Origin of the sequence: Collinsella aerofaciens (genome assembly GCF_028206995.1) — a bacterium.
In the GTDB taxonomy this organism is placed as follows: Bacteria; Actinomycetota; Coriobacteriia; order Coriobacteriales; family Coriobacteriaceae; genus Collinsella; species Collinsella aerofaciens_AQ.
This window is the reverse complement of record NZ_JAQLFL010000016.1, coordinates 1-20,045: the sequence shown is the minus strand read 5'-3', so window position 1 is coordinate 20,045 and position 20,045 is coordinate 1. Positions and strand designations below refer to the sequence as shown.

The window sequence follows — 20,045 nt, the reverse complement described above, 5'->3', positions numbered from 1 at the left end:
GAAGGTTTGGGATGCTACAATCTGGCTTGTACTTGAAACGCATCAAAGGGGCCGCTATGGCAAAGGTAAAAATCAGCGACGTCGCACGCGAGGCCGGGGTTTCGTTGGGCACGGTTTCCAACGCGCTCAACCACCCCGAAAAGCTGCGCCCCGAGACCCTCAAGCTCATCAACGAGACCATCAATCGCCTTGGCTACCTGCCCAACCAAAGCGCCCGTCAGCTCGCGGGCGGCGCCACCAAGTCCTTTGGCCTGGTGCTCCCCCGTCTCGATCACGGCTTTTCGCTCCAAATCGCCAGCGGCGCCCACAACGAGGCCCGCAAGCACGGCTACGACTTGCTCATCGCCAACGCCGATAACGACGATATTCTCGAGGACCATTACCTGCGCTACTTTATGGGCACCCAGATGTCCGGCGTCATGGTTCAGCCCATGGCATCCCCCGACTGGCACCCCGCCATGACCAAGATGCCCGTGCCGATCGTCCATCTGGACATCCATTGCTCCGAGCCCGGCTACTACGTAGCGGCCGACAACGAGGCCCAGGGTCGCATCATTGCCGAACTCGCCATCGCCCGCGGCGCGCACCATATTGTCGTCGTCGGCCGAGCAGCATTTATGCAACTCACCCTGCGCGTCCTTGGCATTCATAAGGCGCTCGCCCTGCACCCCGATATCAAGATCGAAGTCATCGACGCCGGCGAGTGGAACACGGCGGCCGACGGCTATGGTATCGGCAACCAAATCGCCGAGCGCCCCGCGGACGAACGTCCCGATTTTGTCGTCGGCCTGACCGATGTGTTGGCCTCGGGCGTCGTTTCGGCACTGGTCGACAAGGGCATCTCTGTCCCCGGGCAAGTACGAGTGGCCGGATGCGACGGCAACCCGCTCGCTTGGAGCGGATCGGTCCCGCTCACTACGGTAGCGCCCCCGGGCTACGAGATTGGCCGCAAGGGTATCCAACTGCTGATGGAGCAAATCGAGAACAAGGCCCCGACAAAGACCAAGCATATCCACGTCAGCTCTGCCGCGCGCACCGTCACCGCGGTCACGGCCATCGAGGACATCAACCGCCAAGAACTCGTGCGGCCGTTCCTGCTGGAACGCGCCAGCACCCAGGCAAGCAGCCAGACCGACGCCACGGCCATCAACCTCGGTGCGTATCTATAGCACGCCCGCAAGTATGCTAAGTCGCCGCTCAAGCAAAAGGGGCCCGACCATTGCCGGGCCCCTTTTGCTTGAGCGCAAACGTGAGCAATCGCTCGTTTCAACGCCGCAATTTTCTAGCGCACAGTCTTGATTGCCGCCGCCAGGTCGAACAACGTATCGAGCACGGCCTCGCAGCCATCCACCACGTCCTGCGGCAGCGGCACGATATCGGGGACGGCAAAGACATGGCAGCCGGCCGTAATGCCCGAGACGCAACCGTTGCGCGAATCTTCGACCACGGCACATTCCTCGGGAGCAAAGCCCGCGCGCTCGCAGGCGAGCAGATACATCTCGGGGTCGGGCTTGCCGTGCACGACGTCCTCGCCACACGTTACCGTTTCAAACTTGTCAAAGAGGCCAACCATCTTAAGGTTGCGCTCGGCCGTAACGAGGCGCGACGACGTCGCTAGACCAACGTGATGGCCTGCAGCCAGCAGCTCGTCTAGGCACTCGGCGGCGCCGGCCTTAAGTTCCAGTTCGGTCTTGACCATCTCGTCGCGAATCTCCTTGTGGCGACGATAGATCGCCTCGGTGGTTTCATGGCTGCCGTAATGCTCATCAAGGATGTCCATAACATCGGGCAGCGTGCGGCCGATAAACTGATGGATCAGCGCTTCATCAATCGCGAGCCCCAGCTCAGCGGCGCCTGCCTTCCAGGCCTTAATCCCCAAACGCTCGGTATCGACCAGCGTTCCATCCATGTCAAAAATAACAGCCTTGATCATATCGGTCCCCCATCGACTCTCGCTGTCGCGTTGCTGCAACTCTACCGCATTTGGCAACTTGTATATAACGTATATACCATATTGCACTTTCGTTACACAGATAGAAGTCTTATGGCAAGTAACGCATTAGGATTATAGTTTTCGATCGAGTACTCAACGATAAGGAACGTTTCATGATTTTAGACACCACGGCACCCGCAGAGGAGCTTCAAGACAAGCTATCGGCGCTCGAGCAGCTGCTTTTGGCATACGGGCGCGTGGCTATCGGGTTTTCCGGCGGCGTTGACAGCAGCTTTTTGGCCGCCGTATGCGCCCGCGTCATGCCTACCAATACTCTTCTCGTCCATCTCACCACGCCGCTCATCGGCACGCCCGAGCAGGCTTCGTTTGAGCAGTCCGTTGATGGGCAGGCCAATGAGGGGCCGCATTTTAAGCTCCCCGTGCTCAATCTTTCGGTGGATCAGCTGCAGCTCCCCCAAGTAGCCTGCAACGATGCTAATCGCTGCTACCACTGCAAGCACGCCGGCTTTACCGCCATCGTCAACCACGCCAAGTCGCTCGGCTTTCCCACCGTCATCGATGGCAGCAATGCAAGCGATCGCGGTGACTACCGCCCCGGCATGCGCGCGGCAGAAGAGCTCGGCGTACGCTCACCCCTTATGGAGGTCGGCTTTACCAAGGACGAAGAGCGCGAGCTGCTGCGCGCATGGGGCTATCCCGTTTGGAACCTACCGGCGGGAGCATGTCTTGCCACCCGCGTCCCCACGGGCGAGGAGCTTACGCGCGAGAAAGTCGATTTAATCCGCGCCTGCGAGGATTACCTGCACGATCTTGATCTGGCACAGGTACGCGCGCGCTTGGTCGGCGGCTGCATGCATATCGAGGCCGCACCCGCAGATGTCGCCAAGATTGCCACCCTCGGCGGTGCCGCCGTCGACGACAAGGGCAAGACCCTGCTGCCCGCCGCCATCGAGTCCGCGCTGCGCGAGCTGGGCTGCGACCATATCTCCCCCGAGGTCACCCCCTACATTCACGGCAACATGAACCTTTAGGTTACGCCGTTTTACAAACGGCGTAACCGCTCGGCGCTGCGCGGGCTCCGGACACGGCAATCTGACGTTCAACTTCACGGGCGCGACCAAAAGGTCAGCGCCCGCTTGTTTCACGTCACCTTACCGCACCCGGAGACCGCTCGCTCGCATATGCTCAACCTGCACTGCGTTAACTGACCCGCCAATAAGGGACAGGTTTATTTTGGCGGGTTTTATCTGGGGAAACGCCGAATGGCCCCACATTCACAACCGCCGCAGCTCCATATGAGGCAAATGAATCCGTAGCGTCTATCCCAAATCTTGAGTATTTGTTCGACAGAACGGCCCCTGCCGGCTCCTGCTAGACTGGTAGATTCCCAACCGTCCATCCAGGAGCCTCAATGTCGCGCAAGCCCGCCTACAAGCAAGTACTTTCCATCGGCACCGCCGTGGTGCTCGGGTTTGCGCTGTTTACGGGATCGCTCGACGGAGCGCCCAAGTTGCTGTCGCCGCAAAGCGATGAGCAGGCGGTAGCTCTGGCCGAGAAACAAAACGAAAGTCCCAGCCGCACCGACGACGAGGCGGACCTGGTCGCTCGGCTCGAATCGGGAACGGCGAGCTCCTCGGACCCTCAAAACGGCCAGGACCCTGGCGATGGCTCCGATTCCGCCGCAACCGACACCGGCGACGGCGCTTCCGCGGACAGCGCCGCCACCCCCATCGACGAGGTCGAAAACCCCGACCTCAACCGCGCCCGCGGTGTTTATCTCAGCAGCATTCCCGACTACGCCGGCAACCCCTACGTTGCCCTTCGCGCCGACAGCACGCACTCGTTGGGCATGCCGTCGTTCACGCTCGACGAGTATGAGCGTGCCACCGAAGAGGGCTGCTTTAAGAAATTCTCCAAGCTCGACAGCCTGGGCCGCACTCGCAAGGCGCTCGCCTGCGTAGGCCCCGAGTCGCTCGGACAGGGAAAGCGCGGCGATATCTCGCGTATCCATCCTGCCGGTTGGCACCAGCAGCGCTACGACTTTATTCCAGGCCAGAGCCTCTACAACCGCTGCCACCTCATCGCCTGGTCGCTCTGCGGCGAAAACGCCAACCGCAAAAATCTCCTCACCGGCACGCGCTATCTCAACGAGACGGGCATGCTACCGTTTGAAGAGCAGATTCTCAACTATATTCGCGATACGGGCAACCATGTGCTCTACCGCGTCACGCCCATGTACAACGAAGAGGAACTCGTCTGTCGCGGCGTTCGCCTGGAGGCACAATCGATCGAGGACCACGGCAAGACCCTGTGCTTCCACGTGTACTGCTACAACCTGCAGCCGCACGTGCAGATCGACTACGCCACCGGCCGCAACCAGGCATCCGGAGACTAGTGCCGACCGCGCCGCCCGTAACCCAAAAACATGATCCGTTTCCCTCCGTCCCCAGGGGATCAAATTAGGCCGCCCCAGTTACCCAGGACGGCCTTTTCGTCAGCACCTACATTGCAGGCAAAACCACACGTTACTTGGCGCGGCCCTCCTCATAGCGCTCGACCAGCTTGGCCTGAACGTCATAAGGCACCTGCTCGTAGCCGGCGGGCTTCATGGTAAAGTCGCCCGTGCCGCGCGTGATAGAGCGCAGGCGCGTCGAGTAATCCGTCAGCTCGGCCAGCGGCGCCTGTGCGATAACCACGGTGTCACCGCGCTCATCGGTCTCCATGCCCGTCACGCGACCGCGCGATGCCGAGATGTCGCCCATCACAGCGCCGGCGTAGCTTTCGGGAATAGTCACCGTGATTTCCTCGATGGGCTCCAGCACCACCGGGTCGGCATCGGCGCACGCCTTGCGCAGGCCGATGCGAGCCGCCGCGCGGAACGCCATCTCGTTGGAGTCGACGCTGTGATACGAGCCGTCGTACACAGCCACGCGAATGCCCGTGAGCGGATAGCCGGCAATGATGCCGTCCTTCATGGTCTCCTGGACGCCCTTGTCCACGGCGGGGATCAGCGAGCGCGGAATGCGACCGCCCACAACCTCATCCACAAACTCGTAGCCGTCGCTCGTGCCGTCGGGTCCAATGAGCGGCTCAACGCGCAGCCAGCAGTCGCCATACTGACCGGCACCGCCAGTCTGTTTCTTGTGGCGGCCCTGCGCGCTTGCCGTACGGCGAATGGTCTCGCGATACGGAATGCGGATCGGCACGCTTTTTGCCACGACCTTGGTGCGATCCTCCAAACGGTTGAGCAACACCGAAACCTGCGCCTCACCAACGGCGGAGATAATGGTCTGACCAGTCTCCTCGTCGCGGTCGATGCTCATGGTCGGATCGGCCTTGCAGGCCTTCTCGATAAACGTGTAGAGCTTCTCTTCGTCCCCGCGATTCTCGGCCTCGATGGCGATGCGGTACTGAGAGTTGGGGAACTTAAACGCCGCAGCCTCGACCTTACCGGTAATGGAGAGCGTATCGCCCGTCTCGGCAGCCAGCTTGGGCGCCACGATGATGTCACCGGCATAGGCGTGACCGACCTCGGTCATGTCGCGGCCGCACATCACATACAGGTGAGCCAGACGATCGCTCTTGCGGGTACGCGCGTTGATCAGCTCAAGGCCCGGCTCAAGCGTGCCCGTCAGCACCTTGATAAAGCTGATGCGGCCCTGCTGCGGATCGGCCAGCGTCTTAAACACAAACGCCACCGGACGGTCATCGTCGCTTGAAATCTTGAGCGAATCGCCGTCGATAAGCGGCATCTCGCCGTAGTCGGTCGGCGCCGGGAAGTATGTGGCGATGTCGTCCATCAGCGAGTTGACGCCCTGCTCCTTAATGCAATCGCCCGCAAAGACCGGCACAAAGATGCGCTCGGCGATCGCCTTCGACAGCAGGCCTTCAAGCTCCTCCTGCGTCAGCGTCTCCTCGCCTTCCAAGTACTTCATCATCAGTTCATCGTCAGCCTCGGCCACCAGCTCGCACAGATGGTCATGGGCTTCCTCGGCCTGGGCACGATACTCCTCGGGAATCTCCGACTCAACGGCTTCGGTGCCGTTGCAATGGCGCGCCTTCATGCGCACCAGGTCGATGATGCCGTCAAAGTCCTCGCCCTCGCCCCAGGGAAGGGTCACGGCGCCCAGGCGCGTGCCAAAGCGCTCTTGCAGCAGGTCCATCGTGGTCGCAAAGCTGGCCTCGGAGCGCGACAGGCGGTTTACGAACACCGCACGCGCCAGTCGCAGGTCCTCGGCGGCATACCAGAGCTTAACCGTCGTAGGCTGCGGGCCGGCCTCGGCGTCGACCACAAACAGAGCCGTCTCGCAGACGCTCATCGCGGCAAAGGCGTCGCCGATAAAATCGGGGTAGCACGGGGCATCGAGAACATTGATGCGCGCGCCCTTCCAGTCGATCGGCGCGATGGTCGTCGAGATGGAAAATGCACGCTTGACCTCTTCGGGGTCATAGTCGAGCGTGGGCTTGGTGCCGTCGTGGCCGCCCAGGCGGGCGGTCTTGCCGGAAAGGTGGAGCATGGCCTCGGCGAGTGAAGTCTTGCCCACCCCGCCTTGGCCTACGAGCACCACGTTCCTTACGTTACCGGTCTTGGGAGCACCCATGATGACCTCCTTGCAGGGCCGCGCGCAATGCGCGACGCCAACGGGGAGAGTTCGCGGTCGGTGCCATCCCGGGAGCAGCATGGTCGGCAGCCGAGCCGACTCACCCTCCAAATGTCCTATGCCACCACCCTACCCTCACGGGCGGCTGTCCATGCATACCTTTCGGCGCACGTATGAATACAGGCGGCGAGAGGACAGAGCAAGTATGCCAGGCGATTATTAAACCCCATCGATACAAATAAAAGCCGCCGCAGTCCATAAGACCCGCGGCGGCGTCTTCTCAATACATAGCTGAGCTTAGCCCTCGATACGACTCAAGAACTCACGGGTACGTTGCTCACGCGGATGATCGATAACCTGCTCGGCCGGGCCCTCCTCGACAATGCGGCCTCCGTCCATAAAGACCACGCGATCGGCAACATCGCGCGCAAACTGCATCGCATGGGTCACGATCACCATCGTCATATTCTGCGCCGCCAGGTCTTTAATGACACGCAGCACCTCGGCCGTTAGCTCGGGATCGAGCGCCGAGGTCGGCTCGTCAAAGAATAAGATTTCCGGATCGAGCGCCAGGGCGCGGGCGATACTCACACGCTGTTGCTGACCGCCCGAAAGCTCACACGGCACCTTGTTCTCGTTGCCCGTCAGCCCCATTTGTGCAATCAGCTCGTGAGCGCGGGCTTCCGCCTGCTCGCGCGGACGCTTAAGCACGCGAATCGGCGCATCGGTGATGTTTTTCATCACCGTATAGTGCGGGAACAGGTTGTAATTTTGGAACACCAGGCCGAATCGCGAGCGCGCCTGCTTGGGCACATCGCCCTTCGCATAGACCGCGCCCGAACCCGCATCCGTCGCAACGGCAAGGTCGCCAAACGAGAGCGAGCCTCCGTCGAGTGTCTCGAGCAGCGTGGCACACCGCAGCAGCGTGGACTTGCCGCCACCCGAAGGCCCGATAATCGCCACGACCTCGCCACGCTTCACCTCAAGCGAGATATCCTTGAGCACCTCATTGCCGCCAAACGCCTTACGCGCGTTCGATATATTCATTACCGAATTAATCATGGTAGTAATCCAATTTTTTCTCGGCGGCGCCCAGCAGCATCTCGACGACGAAATTAAAGACCCAGTAAATCAGCGCCGCGATCGCAAACGGCACCATGCTCACCTGCGAGGCGACCAGCGCCTTGGCCGTCGAGAACATCTCACCCACGCCAATGGCAAACGCCAGCGACGTGTCCTTGACCAGCGTGATGATCTCGTTGCCCATCGCCGGCAGAATACGCTTGGCGACCTGCGGCATCACGATATACAGAAACGTCTGCACGCGCGAATAGCCCAGCACCTCGGCAGCCTCGTATTGACCGCGCGGAATGGACTGCAAGCCCGAGCGATAGATCTCGGCAAAGTAACCGGCGTAGTTGATGATGAACGCCACGACGCACGCCGTCCACTTGGAATCGGGCGTGAGCGAAATGCCAAACACGTAGTACGGGGCAAAGTAGATGGCAAACATCTGCAGCATGAGCGGCGTACCGCGCATGACCGAAATGTAGATGCGCGCAATCCAGCGAAGCGGCGCGATTTTGCTCATGCGCATAAACGCCACGGGGATTCCCAGCGGAATCGACCCCAGCAGTGTCAGCACAAACAACTGCAAACTGACCAAGAATCCCTGGCCAAGCATCTGCATCATGACCTGAATAGACATTACTTGAGCACCCAATTATCGAAAGATAGACCATAGCTTGAATACTTGTCGCAGAGATCCTTAACCGTACCGTAATCGTAGAGTGCCTTGAGCGACTCGGTCACGGCGTCGGCCGACTTGGTGTCGCCCTTCTTAAAGCCGACGGCGTAGTGCTCGCTGGACAGCGGCTCATCAAGCTGCGTATAAGCATCGGGCTTGGCGGCAAGCTGATACTGGGCAATCGAAAGGTCGCAAGCCACGGCATCGACCGCGCCGCTCTCGAGCTGCATAAACGCCGTGTTGTACTCACCGATGGTGTCGAGCGTGGCAAACGTCGCCGCCAGATCCTTCTGGTCACCCTCAAGCACATCCTGCGCAGCGGAATCGGTCTGGGTAATCACGGTCTTGCCGGCAAGATCGTCCCAGCTCTTGATGCCTGCATCCTTCTTTACCACCAGCACCTGCTCGTTGAGCATGTACGGCTCGGAGAACGTGTAGTCGTCCTCACGGCCCTCCATGGTAAAGCCATTCCAGATGCAGTTGATGGCGCCCGAGTTAAGCAGCGTATCCTTGGCATCCCAGTCGATGGCCTCGTATTTGACCTCCCAGCCCTGCTTATCGGCAACAGCCTTGGCCAGATCGAGATCAAAGCCGGTGTACTCGCCATCGTCGCCCACAAAGCCGTACGGAGGATAGGACTTATCAAAGCCCACCACGAGCTTCTTGGACTCCGCAGCGCCCTTCACATCCTTGGCTGCAGCAGAACCGGCAGCGGAACCCTTACCGGCACCACCACCGCAGCCTACCAGGCCAAGACCTAGAACCGTAGCGAGCGAACCGGCTAGACCAACAAACTGACGACGAGACATATCGGTATTCATGGTATTCCCCCTTGGTGGCACTTTAGTTAAGTAAAGTGAGTCGTGTAACGTTCAGAATCATACACTTTAGCGTGATAGAGCACAAGGCGAGTTTGCCCGCCGCGTGAGGGGTGTGGGGGTTAAGTTTCCTGCTCTACAGTCCTGCTCACGACGGAGGCCACATTAAGTGGCCTCCTGTTCGTGCGGAACTCGCGATAAACTTAACCCCCACACCCCTCACGCGGCGGGCAACCGTCGTTGGGCTTATCACTGACACGAATAAACCGCTTGTATATCGTCTGCTGGCTTGGCACGGTACAATACTTGCAGCTTTAATTCATGAATAAGTGGAGTTATTGATGGCAGAATCTCGTGCGGAGCGTAGGGCTCGTCGTGCTTTGGTGGAGGCGGTTGAGGGGTCGAAGGAGGAGAAATCTTCTACGAAATCCAAGTCTCCTAAAGCTGCAAAAAGCAAATCGACCAAGAGCAGGGCTAAGACCAAGCGTTCTGACTCTCGTCGAGGCGGAGACAAAGCGTCTCAGACTCGCTCCAAGCGTCCGCATAAAGATCCGGTTTCGCCTGCGCGTAAGGCTGTGGATCCCAAGTCTCCCTGTTCCATCATGAGAGCTTGTGGCGGATGCACGGCGCTCAATCGTCCTTATAAAAAGCAGTTGGCAGCTAAGCAGGCTGCTATGGAGGAGCTTTTTGCTTCGCTTTGTGAGCGTGAGGGCATTGCTGTAGATCCTATTCGTGGCATGGGTGTCACCCTGGGCGACCCGGGCAAATATCCTGCGCCGCGCGGTTTTCGCCATAAGGCCGCCACTCCCTTTGCTCCCGGTAAGGAGGGCGCTGTCCGTTGCGGTTTCTTTGAGCGCGGCACGCACAAGATCGTTGCCGTACCCGAATGCCCCGTCGAGGCACCGGGCGCCCGTCAGATTCTCAACGGCATCGCACGCGAAGCTGAGCGGCTGCATATTCCCGCCTTTAATGAGGACAAGCATCTTGGTTTGCTTCGCTATGCCGTCGTCCGCTGCGGTTGGCGTACCGACCAGGTCATGGTCACGCTCGTGACCGCTCAGCGCGACTTGCCGCATGCGCAGGAGTTCTTTGAGGCTGTCGCCGCACTCGATCCGCGCATCGTCACCGTCGCCCAAAACATCAACGGACGCCCCGGCAACGCCATCCTCGGCGAGGAAACCCGCATTGTATATGGCGCCGAGTGCATGCGCGACCAGCTGCTCGGCTGCGAGTTCGATATCTCCCCCACCGCGTTCTACCAGACCAACCCGCAGCAGACCGAGCTGCTCTATCAGCTCGCGATTGACGGCATGGACCTGCAGCAGGGCGACGTACTCATGGATGCCTATTGCGGTAGCGGAACTATCGGCCTGTGCACAGCCAAAGCCGCCCAGAACAAGGGTATCGGCATTATGCTGCTCGGCGTTGAGCGCAACCCGGCGGGCATTGCCGACGCACGTCGCAATGCCGAGCTCAACGGCCTCACCCGCAGCGCTTGGTTTATGGCCGACGACGCCACCGACTACATCCTGGATGCCGCCGACAACAACGAACGCGTCGACGTTCTTTCCATCGACCCGCCGCGCGCCGGCTCCACGCCCGAGTTCCTCGAAGCTGCCTGCGCACTTAAGCCGCGCCGCATCACCTATATCAGCTGCAACCCCGTGACCCAAGAGCGCGACCTGCACCAGCTCCTCGACGGAGGCTATCGCCTGCTCAAGATCACGCCAGTCGACATGTTCCCTCACACCGACCACACCGAAACCGTAGCGGTCCTCGAACGCCGCTAACCAACCTCAGTAGATTTTTGGGACAAGAAAGGGGGCGACCCGCCTGGGCCGCCCCCTTCGCTTGGTTTATAAACTCCGCTACATCCCATTGCGCAGATCGCACACGTCGGCTGCCGCCATCTCGCACAGCAGCGTCTCGCGGTCGCGCGTCACGATCAAATCCAGTGGGAAGTGAATCTCGTCGAGCATCTTGCGCGCGTGATCGAGCTTGCCAATGGCCATGCCAATGTGGGCATCGGTCGACACGCCAATGCCCACGCCCAGCTCGGCGCAGCGCTCGGCAATCTTGCGGCATACGGCCCAATGCTCAGTGTCGACACCGTGTTCAAGACTATGGTTGTTGATCTCGATAATCTTGTGCTTGGCCTTAGCTGCCAACAGCACCTCGTCGATATCGAACGGCACGCCCGAACGCCCCGTGTGACCCAGCATGAACACCTTGGGGTGCTCCAGGGCATTGATATACATCTCGGTCGTCTGGGCCAGCGTCGCGCCCTCAGCAATCTGCGGATTATGCACGCTCGCAACCAAATAATCCAAATTACGCGTAACCAAATCGAACAGCGAATGCTGACGGCTGTACGAATCGCCGGCAATATCGAGCGTGACAGGAGTGTCCTCGCCAAACAGGCTTCCGTCCAGCGAAACGATATCGGCCTCGGCACCACGCAGCACCAGCACGCCGCTCCAAATGCGCGGCCAGATATCCTGGTTGATAAAGAACTGGTAACTGCGCAGGTCATTGGGGCAAGCCGTAACCATAGAGCTCAAATGGTCGGCAGATCCGAGCACCTGCAGACCACGCTCTGCCGCCCAGTACACATTCTCCTCAATGGTCGAATATGCATGCGCAGAGAACATCGTATGGGTATGAATGTCACAAGAAAGCAGGTAGGGCATCAGATCTCCTTATCTGGCACGGCCGTCGCTTATATTCATTGTACGCATAGCCTTCGATAGTCGTAAAACCACTCCATCCCAAAGACACAACGTCCATGACAACGGGGTCCGGCTTAACACCAAACCCCGTTTCACGTAAAACATTGTAGGCAGAGCGCTTTACTTTTAACGATACTCGTCCGCCAACTGTTTCCAAGCGGGTAACGAATTGACAATCGTTTCGTAGCTCACGCAATAGCCCAGGCGGAACCAACCCGGCATACCAAAGCTGTCCGAGGGAACCGCAAGCAACTCATACTTCTTTGCGCGCTCGCAAAACGCATTCGCATCGGGCTCCAATGCTTTCACCCATAGGTAGAACGCGCCATCCGGCTCAACATAGGTGTAGCCATACTCCGCTAGTGCGTCGGTAAGCGCGGTGCGGTTGCGTGCATAGGCCTCAACGTCACTCGGCTCATCGATGCAGTCGATAATTACGCGCTGAAAGAGCGCCGGCGCGCACACGAAGCCCAGCGTACGGGCGGCACCGGCAACGGCCGGCATCAGACGGGCAGCCTGCGGATTGGTGTTGGGAACCAAGATCCACCCCACGCGCTCACCCGGCAGCGACAGCGACTTGGAATACGAGTAGCACACGATGGTGTGCTCGTAGATCGAGGGCACCCAAGGCACCTCGGCACCGTACACGATCTCGCGGTACGGCTCATCCGAGATGAGCATAATCGGATTCTCGGGATCGCGCTGAGCGTTGGCCTCGCGCAGAACATTGGCCAGTCGCGTCAGCGTGTCGCGCGTATATACGGCACCGGTCGGGTTGTTGGGCGAGTCGATAATGACGGCTGCCGTCTTGTCGGTGATCGCCTTGAATACGTTATCCACGCTCAGCTGGAATGTGTCCTCGTTGGCAAGCGCCTCGACACACGTGCAGCCGGCCTTCTCAATCCAAACGCGATACTCCGGAAAGTACGGGGCGATAACAATAACCTCGTCGCCCGGATTCGTAACGGCGTTGAGCGCGCAGGTGAGCGAAGCCGCGGCACCCACCGTCATAAAGACGTCTTTGCCCTCATAGCTCGTGCCAAAGCGGCGGTTGAGCGATTCGGCCACAGCGGCACGACATTGCGGCAGGCCCGGTGCGGGCGTGTAGCCGTGCAGCTGGTCGCTCGGCAGCTCCAGGGCCTTCTTAATGGACTCCGCCACAGCAGCGGGTGCCGGAACGCTCGGATTGCCCAGCGAAAAATCGAATACGTTTTCCGCACCGATCTGCGCCTTGCGCTCAAGGCCATAGCTAAAAATCTCACGGATGATGGAGCTTTCCGCACCGCGAGCATACATAGTTTCGTTGATCATCTGTTCCCCTTTCGCATAGGCGCTATTGTACGCTTTAGCCGAGCAAAGTGCCGCAGCAATGTTGATTGGGGACAGACTTAAATGCGTGAAAACGCTCATTTAAGTCTGTCCCCAATCAACAGACGGCCCCATATCGCTCAAAAGAAAAAGCCTCCGCAGGTTTCCCCGCGGAGGCTTTCGCCACAAAGACTATTTGTCGGCGTCGGTGTCGGCATCGACGACGGCATGGTCATCGTCAGCATCATCGGATGCGGCTTCGGCATCCTCCTGCATGGCCGCCTGCGCAAAGGCCGCGGCATCAGCCGCCAGCTCCTCCTCGCTCATTCGAGGCACGCGCTTCTTGGTCGGCATGCCGGCCGCCTTGGCATTGCGCTCCTCCTTGGCCGCCAGGATATCGCCCTCGCGCTCAAGGTGGGCATTCCACTCGTTGTCGAGCAGGGCGTTCACGGCGTCGCCCTCGACGGTCTCGCGCTCAAGCAGCACCTTCGCCATCAGATCGAGCTGATCGCGACGGGCGTCCAGAATCTCGACCGCACGACGATGGGCCTCACGCATAATGCGCTGGACCTCGATATCGATGCGGCGCGCCGTCTCCTCGGAGTAATCCTGGTGATCGGCGTAATCGCGACCAAGGAACACCTGATGTTGCGCCTCGCCAAACACTTGCGTGCCCAGCTCCTCGCTCATGCCCAGGCGCGTGACCATCTCGCGCGCCATCTTGGTTGCGCGCTCCAGATCGTTGCTCGCGCCCGACGTGATGTCATCGCACATGAGCTCCTCGGCAACGCGACCGCCCAAGAACACGGCGAGCTCGTCGAGCATCTCGTTCTTGGTCTTGAGGAAGTGGTCCTCCTGCGGAAGCTGCAGCGTGTAGCCCAGCGCCTGGCCACGGCTGACGATCGAGATCTTGTGGACCGGATCGGAGTGCTCCAGGATGTGACCCACCAGGGCGTGACCGCTCTCGTGGTAGGCAATCGTGGTGCGCTCGGCCTCGGTCATCACGCGACCCTTGCGCTGCGGTCCGGCAATCACGCGCTCCATCGATTCCTCGACCTCGTCCATCGAGATCACGGAACGATGGCGGCGGGCAGCCAACAGCGCAGACTCGTTGAGCAGATTTGCCAGATCGGCACCAGTGAAGCCAACGGTCATCTGGGCGAGCTTCTCAAACTTAACGTCCTCGTCCATCGGCTTGTTCTCGGCATGCACGCGCAAGATCTGCTCGCGGCCCTTCACATCCGGACGGTCGACCGTAACCTGACGGTCAAAACGACCGGGACGCAGCAGCGCCGGATCCAGAATGTCGGGGCGGTTGGTGGCGGCGATCAGGATGACCGACTCGCTTTCCTCAAAGCCGTCCATCTCGACCAGCAGCTGGTTGAGCGTCTGCTCGCGCTCGTCGTGACCGCCGCCCAAGCCAGCTCCGCGCTGACGTCCCACGGCATCGATCTCATCGATGAAGATGATCGACGGGGCCTGGGACTTGGCCTCCTTAAAGAGGTCACGCACACGGCTGGCGCCGACACCTACGAACATCTCGACAAAGTCGGAACCCGAGATGCTAAAGAACGGCACGCCCGCCTCGCCGGCAACGGCCTTGGCCAGCAGCGTTTTACCGGTGCCCGGAGGGCCAACCAGCAACACGCCACGCGGGATCTTGGCGCCCAGCTTGCGATAGCGATCCGGATCGCTCAAAAAGTCACGGATCTCCTCGAGCTCCTCGACTGCCTCGTCCACTCCGGCAACGTCTTCAAACTTGACCTTGGGGCGTGTGGCCTCGTTGGTCTTGGCGTTGGTCTTGCCAAACTGCATGTTCCTGTTGTTGGCGCCCATCATCTGGCGCATAAAGTAGAACATGATGGCGATAAGGGCGATCGTCGGAAGCACACTCATCGCCAAGTCGCCCCAAAAATCGGGATCGTTGGTGTTGACGATGTACTTGGTATCGGGGTGCTCCGCCATGAGCTCGGCAAGCGAATCGGAGCCGACATAGGTCGAAGAGAAGCTCTTGAGCTCGCTCGTATCGCCCTTGTCCTTTTTTGTCTTCCAGTAATGACCCGTCACGCTTCCGTCTTGAACCGTATAGGTCAGATCTTCGACGCAATCCTGCTTGATGGCGCTGACCATCTCGCTCGTCGCGAGCTTAACGGTATTGCTGGAGCTGGCAAAGCCGGAACCCATATTAAAGAAGGCATAGCCCAGAAGCGCGCAAGCCAAAATAAAATACAGCCAGCCCGTACGCGTGGGCTTCTTGCCTCCGGGCATCCCCGGGATCTTTGGGTCCCGGGGAGTCTGGGAATTGTTGTCGTTACGGTCGTCGGGCATCTTACGAATAAACCTCCGGTTTCAAAATGCCCAGATACGGAAGGTTGCGATAGCGCTCGGCATAGTCGAGGCCGTAGCCCACCACAAAGGCATCGGGGCAATGGGTTCCAACATACTTGGGCGTGATGGCCGAGACGCGGTCCTCAACGTCCTTCCACAGGAAGGCGGCGACCTCCAGAGAAGCGGGCTTGCGGCTCTCGAGGTTCTTCATCAGATACTTGAGCGTCAGGCCCGAGTCCAGAATGTCCTCGACGATCAGCACGTCGCGACCGCGGATGTCGATATCCAGGTCCTTAATGATACGCACGATACCCGAGGACTTCACACCGTCGCCGTAGCTCGAAACAGCCATGAAATCGATGTTGGTCGGCAGCTCGATCTTACGCATCAGGTCGCCCATAAAGACCACGGCGCCGCGCAGGACCGCAATCAGCACCAGATCCTTACCCGCGTAGTCGCGCGTAATCTCCTCGCCCAGGCGAGAGACGATACCGTCGATATCCTCCTGCGTGAACAGAACCTTCTCGATATCCGGATGTTGAGAAGTCATGACAACCCTTTCTTGTGCTTATCGCCCACACACCGCCGTATGGACGCGAACTACACATTCTAGCAGCGCACGGGGTAAATTTACCAGCCCGTGCGCCATCAGCGCGGGAATACCGTCAACGTCGCACAGAATAGCAGGCGTGGGACGCTATTCCGCATCGACCACGCGGAGCAGATATGCCACGCGCGTTGCGGCCGTGCACTTAAAACGCTCGTCCGCGCGAACTCCGGCGACCCACACCACGGCACCCCCCGGCGCCGTCCTCACCATGGGCACGCCGGCGCGCTCGGAAACGGGAATGCGAGCCTCACCTAGCAAATCGGATACTTTCTTGCTTCGGCCACTCATCCCTAACGGGCACATCACGTCTCCCGGCGCGGGACCGTCCACCCACAGGCGCGCCAATCGCGCCTCGGCAGGGATCTCGCCACGCGAGCCCGACAGGATCCGCTCACTATCGCTGTCGGCAAAACCCAGGGCAGCCGCGTCTACCAAAGCTGTCACTTCCCCGGCAGCCGCAAGCTCACGGGCGCGGCGCACGATATCGCATCCCGGCTCAACAGCCATCGGTTCTGTGACCAGCATACGTCCCCCGCCCAACGGCAAACGACCGGGTACGGTAACCCAGTCCGCGACCAGGCCCTCGCGAGCCGCCGGCGCCTTAAACGCCAGCATGCCAAACTCAATGCGTGCGTCAATCCCCGCCGGAAGCGTGACCGAGCCGGTGCCCTCGGCAACGCAGGAAAGGACTCGCTCCACATGTCGCATCTCGGGACGAGCGTCCGGATCGATGCGCTTAATCGCCAGTCGCACGATGCGCCGCGCGATTACCACCTCGGCCGCAGCCAGGCGCCTGGCATCGAGCACCAGCGCACCCGCTGCCTCTTTGCGCAAACAGCTTCGAAACGCCTGTGCCGAAAGCTGAGACAAAAACGCGTCCTCATCGCCTAAGATCTCGCAGGCGGCGCCAATCGTCTTGCAGATGCTCGCGTTGCGCTGCGCCACCACTGGCATTACTCGATGGCGCACGTAGTTTCGCAGATACGAGATATCCTCATTGCTCTCGTCTTCACGCCACGGCTGACCATGTACCTGTAGATAGCCCACGAGCTCGCCATGAGTTAGGTCGAGCAAGGGACGCACCACGATATTCCTCCGGCGAGGAATGCTCGATAGACCAGCGGGCCCCGAACCCTTAATCGCGTTCATCAAAAACGTTTCCGCGCGATCCGAAGACGTGTGCGCGGTGCAGATACGAGCCGCCGTTCGCGGTGCCCCCGTCTGGGCGCAGAGTTCGCGAACATACCTCCGCGCCGCGGCATAGCGCACCTCGCGGGCCGCGGCCTCAATATTGCCCGACTCCCCATCAAAATAAGCGTGCTCCACACACAGCGGTAAACCATATTGCGCGCAGAGCTCACGCACAAAGGCCTCGTCGCCATCGGACGCCTTGCCGCGCAGATGATGGTTTACATGCAGCACATGCAGGCGCTCGCGAGCAATGGGGGCAACACCGCGTCCGTCTTGGATATCCAGCTTTGATGTGCACGCCATAAGAAGCAGCGCCGTCGAGTCCGCGCCGCCTGATACCATGAGCACGACAGGAGCTGCCTGCTGCCTCGTCCGGGTCTCATCGACTGCCCCAGGCACGGCATGGTGTCCGTAATGCTGTGATACCGTTGGCATTCGCTTCCTCCTTTATTCGTCCGCACCCATTGTATCCTTTGGAATCTTATGTCTTGCCTGCACCTTCATATCCTCGGCAGTGGCTCTAAAGGCAACTGCGCACTCATCGAGGGCCCGCAGGGGCTCATTATGGTCGATGACGGACTGTCTCGCCGCGAGACATTAAAGCGCATGGCAGAACTGGGGCTCTCGGCAGACAACGTCTCGGCTCTTCTCATTACTCATGAGCATAGCGATCACATCAAGGGCCTCGATGTCTGGTGCAAGCACTGGCACGGCCCCCTCTTTGCCAGCAGGGGCACTCTTTCGAGCAAAGAAAATCTTTCGCATCTGCCTGTCGAGGAATTCGATCCCGGTGACACCCTATCCTTTGCCGGCATCCACGTGCAAACCTACTCAACGTCACACGATGTCATCAATCCAGTCGGCTATCGATTCAATGCTCTCGATGATTCCATCGGCTTTGCCACCGACACCGGAGAGCTATCGAGCCAAGCCATGAACACCCTCAAAGATTGTCGAGTCCTCGCACTCGAAAGCAACCACGATGTGACCATGCTGCGCGAGGGAGAATATCCCCGCTTTCTTCAGGAGCGCATCCTGTCTGAAAGGGGACACCTCTCCAATGGCCAAGCCGCCGAAGCCGCGCGCGAACTTGTTACCGATCGCACCGAACAGCTCATTGCCATGCATATCAGCCAAGATAACAATCGTCCGAGCCTTACCGTCAAAAGCTATGCCAAAGCTCTGGCCGCAACCCTGGATGACGAGCTCGGCAGCTCCGCAACCCTTCTCCAAGGATCGCGAAAACTCTCGATACGCCCCGCAAGCCAGTATCGGCCAGCAACCATTCAATAGACTGTCCTAAACAGCAAAAGGGGCCGGAAATCGCTTCCCAGCCCCTTTTGTTGTCTTTTAATAGCGAAGAACACCAACGAAGTTATTCGATGGAGATCTTCGTAACGTTCTTCTTCTCGACGATCTTGGGAACCGTAACGGTCAGGATGCCGTCAGCGTACTTAGCCGAGAGGCCCTCGCTCGAAGCGTCCTTAAGATACACGCCACGCGTCGCGCTGTACGAGCTGAACTCCTTCTGCAGGAAGTTCTTGCCCTCGTTCTCCTCGTCTTCCTCGACATTCACGCTAATGGACAGACGGCCCTCGTTAAGCTCGACATCGATATCGTCCTTGGCGACGCCGGTCAGATAAGCCTTGACCTCATAGCCATCGCCCTTATCCTCAACGTCAACGGGGAACGCCTTAGAGGCAATCGAGCTGTTCGCTAGGTCGCTCATATCATCAAACAGATCGAACAGCGAGCTTGCAGAGGGACGAACGCCAAAAACCGAACGATAAGGAACCATGCTTGCCATGTTTACCACTCCTTTATAGGACTGCCGAGTCATCTTCCAGGTGACTGGGACTTCTTTTGACGCTCTTATATATGCCCACCCAGTGCTCATATATACATCGACTATAAAGTTTTTTGAGTCCAGTACTATAAGCATATCTAAGTGCGTGTGACTCAGGTTTTAGGAAGGTTAAGGTTCTTTGAACCAGAGCTTAAATACCGAGTATGTCCCCAGCTACAAATAACAAGGGGCTTACAATGAGCGCGTACACGTTGTTGGTAACGAGCTAAAGGGCATCATGGACGACCAAAACCAGAACAAAATGTTTATGCCGACGCAGGGGGAAGATTCTTCCACGCAGCCGCCACGGTTCCATCGCCCCCACATCTCGCAAGAGCCCATTAATGATCCGGAGCCCGAGTATGTGACGAGAAATCGATATCAAACACTCGAGGATGCCCAAACGGGGCGTAAACATATGGGCGTCGCCTCGGGAGACCCTGTATATCTGAAAGACGCACCATTATCTAAAAACAGCGCAGCTAGTGAGGAGCCACTGAAAGCATCCGCCGCCCATCAACAAAGAGGTCCACGACCAAAGCAAACCTTAACGCATTCGGCTCGTTATCTCGAGACGCCAAAACAAGGAAAATCAATCTTCGTTTCGTCAAGTAAAAGACGCAAGCAACATCGACTGGCAATCCTGCTTTTGATCATTGTGGCCATAGCAGTTGCCCTTATTATTCGATTTATCTTCTTTAAATAAAGGCTCAATACCAAAAACGATAAGATCGTCTGGTGTAATAGAGTCATTTACGCCCCGTAAACGCAAAAAAGGGGGAGGCCGCGAGGCCTCCCCCTTCTCAGTTCAAGCGTACGGCTCGGTGCCGTCCACTGGTCAGCGGCGCCCTGGCCTCCCACGGGCCGACCCCGCAGTACTCTCGGCGCGATGGGGCTTAGCTTCCGGGTTCGG

At 59.2% G+C, this 20,045-nt stretch carries 17 protein-coding genes; 6 read left to right on the top strand and 11 right to left on the bottom strand.

From position 1 onward, the window contains the following. Positions 1 to 56: 56 nt before the first annotated feature. Complete coding sequence (locus tag PMX60_RS09240; protein WP_271747680.1) at positions 57 to 1,169, top strand: LacI family DNA-binding transcriptional regulator; 1,113 nt, start codon at positions 57 to 59, stop codon at positions 1,167 to 1,169. A gap of 113 nt (positions 1,170 to 1,282) precedes the next feature. On the opposite strand, the gene PMX60_RS09235 is transcribed toward PMX60_RS09240, so the two are convergent. Further along, the gene (locus PMX60_RS09235) at positions 1,283 to 1,933 is read right to left on the bottom strand and encodes an HAD family hydrolase (protein WP_271747679.1); all 651 of its coding nucleotides are present in this window, start codon (positions 1,931 to 1,933) and stop codon (positions 1,283 to 1,285) included. 173 nt (positions 1,934 to 2,106) lie between these two features. On the opposite strand from PMX60_RS09235, the gene larE reads away from it, so the two are divergent. Together larE and PMX60_RS09225 are read left to right on the top strand one after the other, a co-directional pair. After that, positions 2,107 to 2,985, top strand: a complete 879-nt coding sequence (larE, locus tag PMX60_RS09230) for an ATP-dependent sacrificial sulfur transferase LarE (protein ID WP_271747678.1) — start codon at positions 2,107 to 2,109, stop codon at positions 2,983 to 2,985. Positions 2,986 to 3,365: 380 nt separating this feature from the next. Beyond that, positions 3,366 to 4,349 (top strand): DNA/RNA non-specific endonuclease, encoded by a 984-nt coding sequence (locus PMX60_RS09225; protein WP_271747677.1) that lies wholly within the window; start codon positions 3,366 to 3,368, stop codon positions 4,347 to 4,349. A gap of 130 nt (positions 4,350 to 4,479) precedes the next feature. Here PMX60_RS09225 and PMX60_RS09220 read toward each other — a convergent pair whose 3' ends face one another. The 4 genes from PMX60_RS09220 to PMX60_RS09205 all read right to left on the bottom strand — a co-directional run bounded on the left by PMX60_RS09220 (position 4,480) and on the right by PMX60_RS09205 (position 9,123). Further along, complete coding sequence (locus PMX60_RS09220; protein WP_215674451.1) at positions 4,480 to 6,555, bottom strand: elongation factor G; 2,076 nt, start codon at positions 6,553 to 6,555, stop codon at positions 4,480 to 4,482. 297 nt (positions 6,556 to 6,852) lie between these two features. After that, positions 6,853 to 7,617, bottom strand: coding sequence for an amino acid ABC transporter ATP-binding protein (locus PMX60_RS09215; RefSeq protein WP_055310177.1), 765 nt, complete (start codon positions 7,615 to 7,617; stop codon positions 6,853 to 6,855). Then, positions 7,610 to 8,263: an amino acid ABC transporter permease gene (locus PMX60_RS09210; protein ID WP_006235606.1), complete on the bottom strand. Its 654-nt coding sequence runs from the start codon at positions 8,261 to 8,263 to the stop codon at positions 7,610 to 7,612. Before PMX60_RS09210 ends, PMX60_RS09215 begins: the two co-directional genes overlap by 8 nt. Further along, on the bottom strand, positions 8,263 to 9,123 hold the full coding sequence (locus tag PMX60_RS09205) for a transporter substrate-binding domain-containing protein (protein WP_138113587.1): 861 nt from the start codon (positions 9,121 to 9,123) through the stop codon (positions 8,263 to 8,265). Before PMX60_RS09205 ends, PMX60_RS09210 begins: the two co-directional genes overlap by 1 nt. Before the next feature lie 572 nt (positions 9,124 to 9,695). On the opposite strand from PMX60_RS09205, the gene rlmD reads away from it, so the two are divergent. Further along, a complete protein-coding gene (rlmD, locus tag PMX60_RS09200) occupies positions 9,696 to 10,910 on the top strand; it encodes a 23S rRNA (uracil(1939)-C(5))-methyltransferase RlmD (protein WP_334203719.1) in 1,215 nt (404 codons plus the stop codon). A gap of 78 nt (positions 10,911 to 10,988) precedes the next feature. Here the strand turns inward: rlmD and PMX60_RS09195 are convergent, their stop codons facing one another. From PMX60_RS09195 to tilS, 5 genes are all read right to left on the bottom strand, one after another. Then, positions 10,989 to 11,810, bottom strand: coding sequence for a phosphatase (locus PMX60_RS09195; RefSeq protein ID WP_271747675.1), 822 nt, complete (start codon positions 11,808 to 11,810; stop codon positions 10,989 to 10,991). 165 nt (positions 11,811 to 11,975) lie between these two features. Continuing rightward, entirely contained in the window at positions 11,976 to 13,160 is a 1,185-nt protein-coding gene (locus PMX60_RS09190) for a pyridoxal phosphate-dependent aminotransferase (RefSeq protein ID WP_118081740.1), read from the bottom strand. Positions 13,161 to 13,349: 189 nt separating this feature from the next. Next, the gene (gene ftsH, locus PMX60_RS09185; RefSeq protein ID WP_271747674.1) at positions 13,350 to 15,425 is read right to left on the bottom strand and encodes an ATP-dependent zinc metalloprotease FtsH; all 2,076 of its coding nucleotides are present in this window, start codon (positions 15,423 to 15,425) and stop codon (positions 13,350 to 13,352) included. Between the two features lie 61 nt (positions 15,426 to 15,486). Further along, positions 15,487 to 16,035, bottom strand: coding sequence for a hypoxanthine phosphoribosyltransferase (gene hpt / locus PMX60_RS09180; RefSeq protein ID WP_195622354.1), 549 nt, complete (start codon positions 16,033 to 16,035; stop codon positions 15,487 to 15,489). 147 nt (positions 16,036 to 16,182) lie between these two features. Then, positions 16,183 to 17,721, bottom strand: coding sequence for a tRNA lysidine(34) synthetase TilS (gene tilS / locus PMX60_RS09175; RefSeq protein ID WP_271747673.1), 1,539 nt, complete (start codon positions 17,719 to 17,721; stop codon positions 16,183 to 16,185). Between the two features lie 48 nt (positions 17,722 to 17,769). On the opposite strand from tilS, the gene PMX60_RS09170 reads away from it, so the two are divergent. After that, positions 17,770 to 18,579 carry an MBL fold metallo-hydrolase gene (locus PMX60_RS09170; RefSeq protein ID WP_271747672.1) on the top strand — a complete coding sequence of 270 codons (810 nt, stop codon included), beginning with the start codon at positions 17,770 to 17,772 and terminating at the stop codon, positions 18,577 to 18,579. Between the two features lie 82 nt (positions 18,580 to 18,661). Here PMX60_RS09170 and PMX60_RS09165 read toward each other — a convergent pair whose 3' ends face one another. After that, positions 18,662 to 19,093 (bottom strand): Hsp20/alpha crystallin family protein, encoded by a 432-nt coding sequence (locus PMX60_RS09165; RefSeq protein WP_055310182.1) that lies wholly within the window; start codon positions 19,091 to 19,093, stop codon positions 18,662 to 18,664. Positions 19,094 to 19,370: 277 nt separating this feature from the next. Between PMX60_RS09165 and PMX60_RS09160 the strand changes: the two genes are divergently transcribed. Continuing rightward, the gene (locus PMX60_RS09160) at positions 19,371 to 19,838 is read left to right on the top strand and encodes a hypothetical protein (RefSeq protein ID WP_271747671.1); all 468 of its coding nucleotides are present in this window, start codon (positions 19,371 to 19,373) and stop codon (positions 19,836 to 19,838) included. Positions 19,839 to 20,045: the final 207 nt, after the last annotated feature.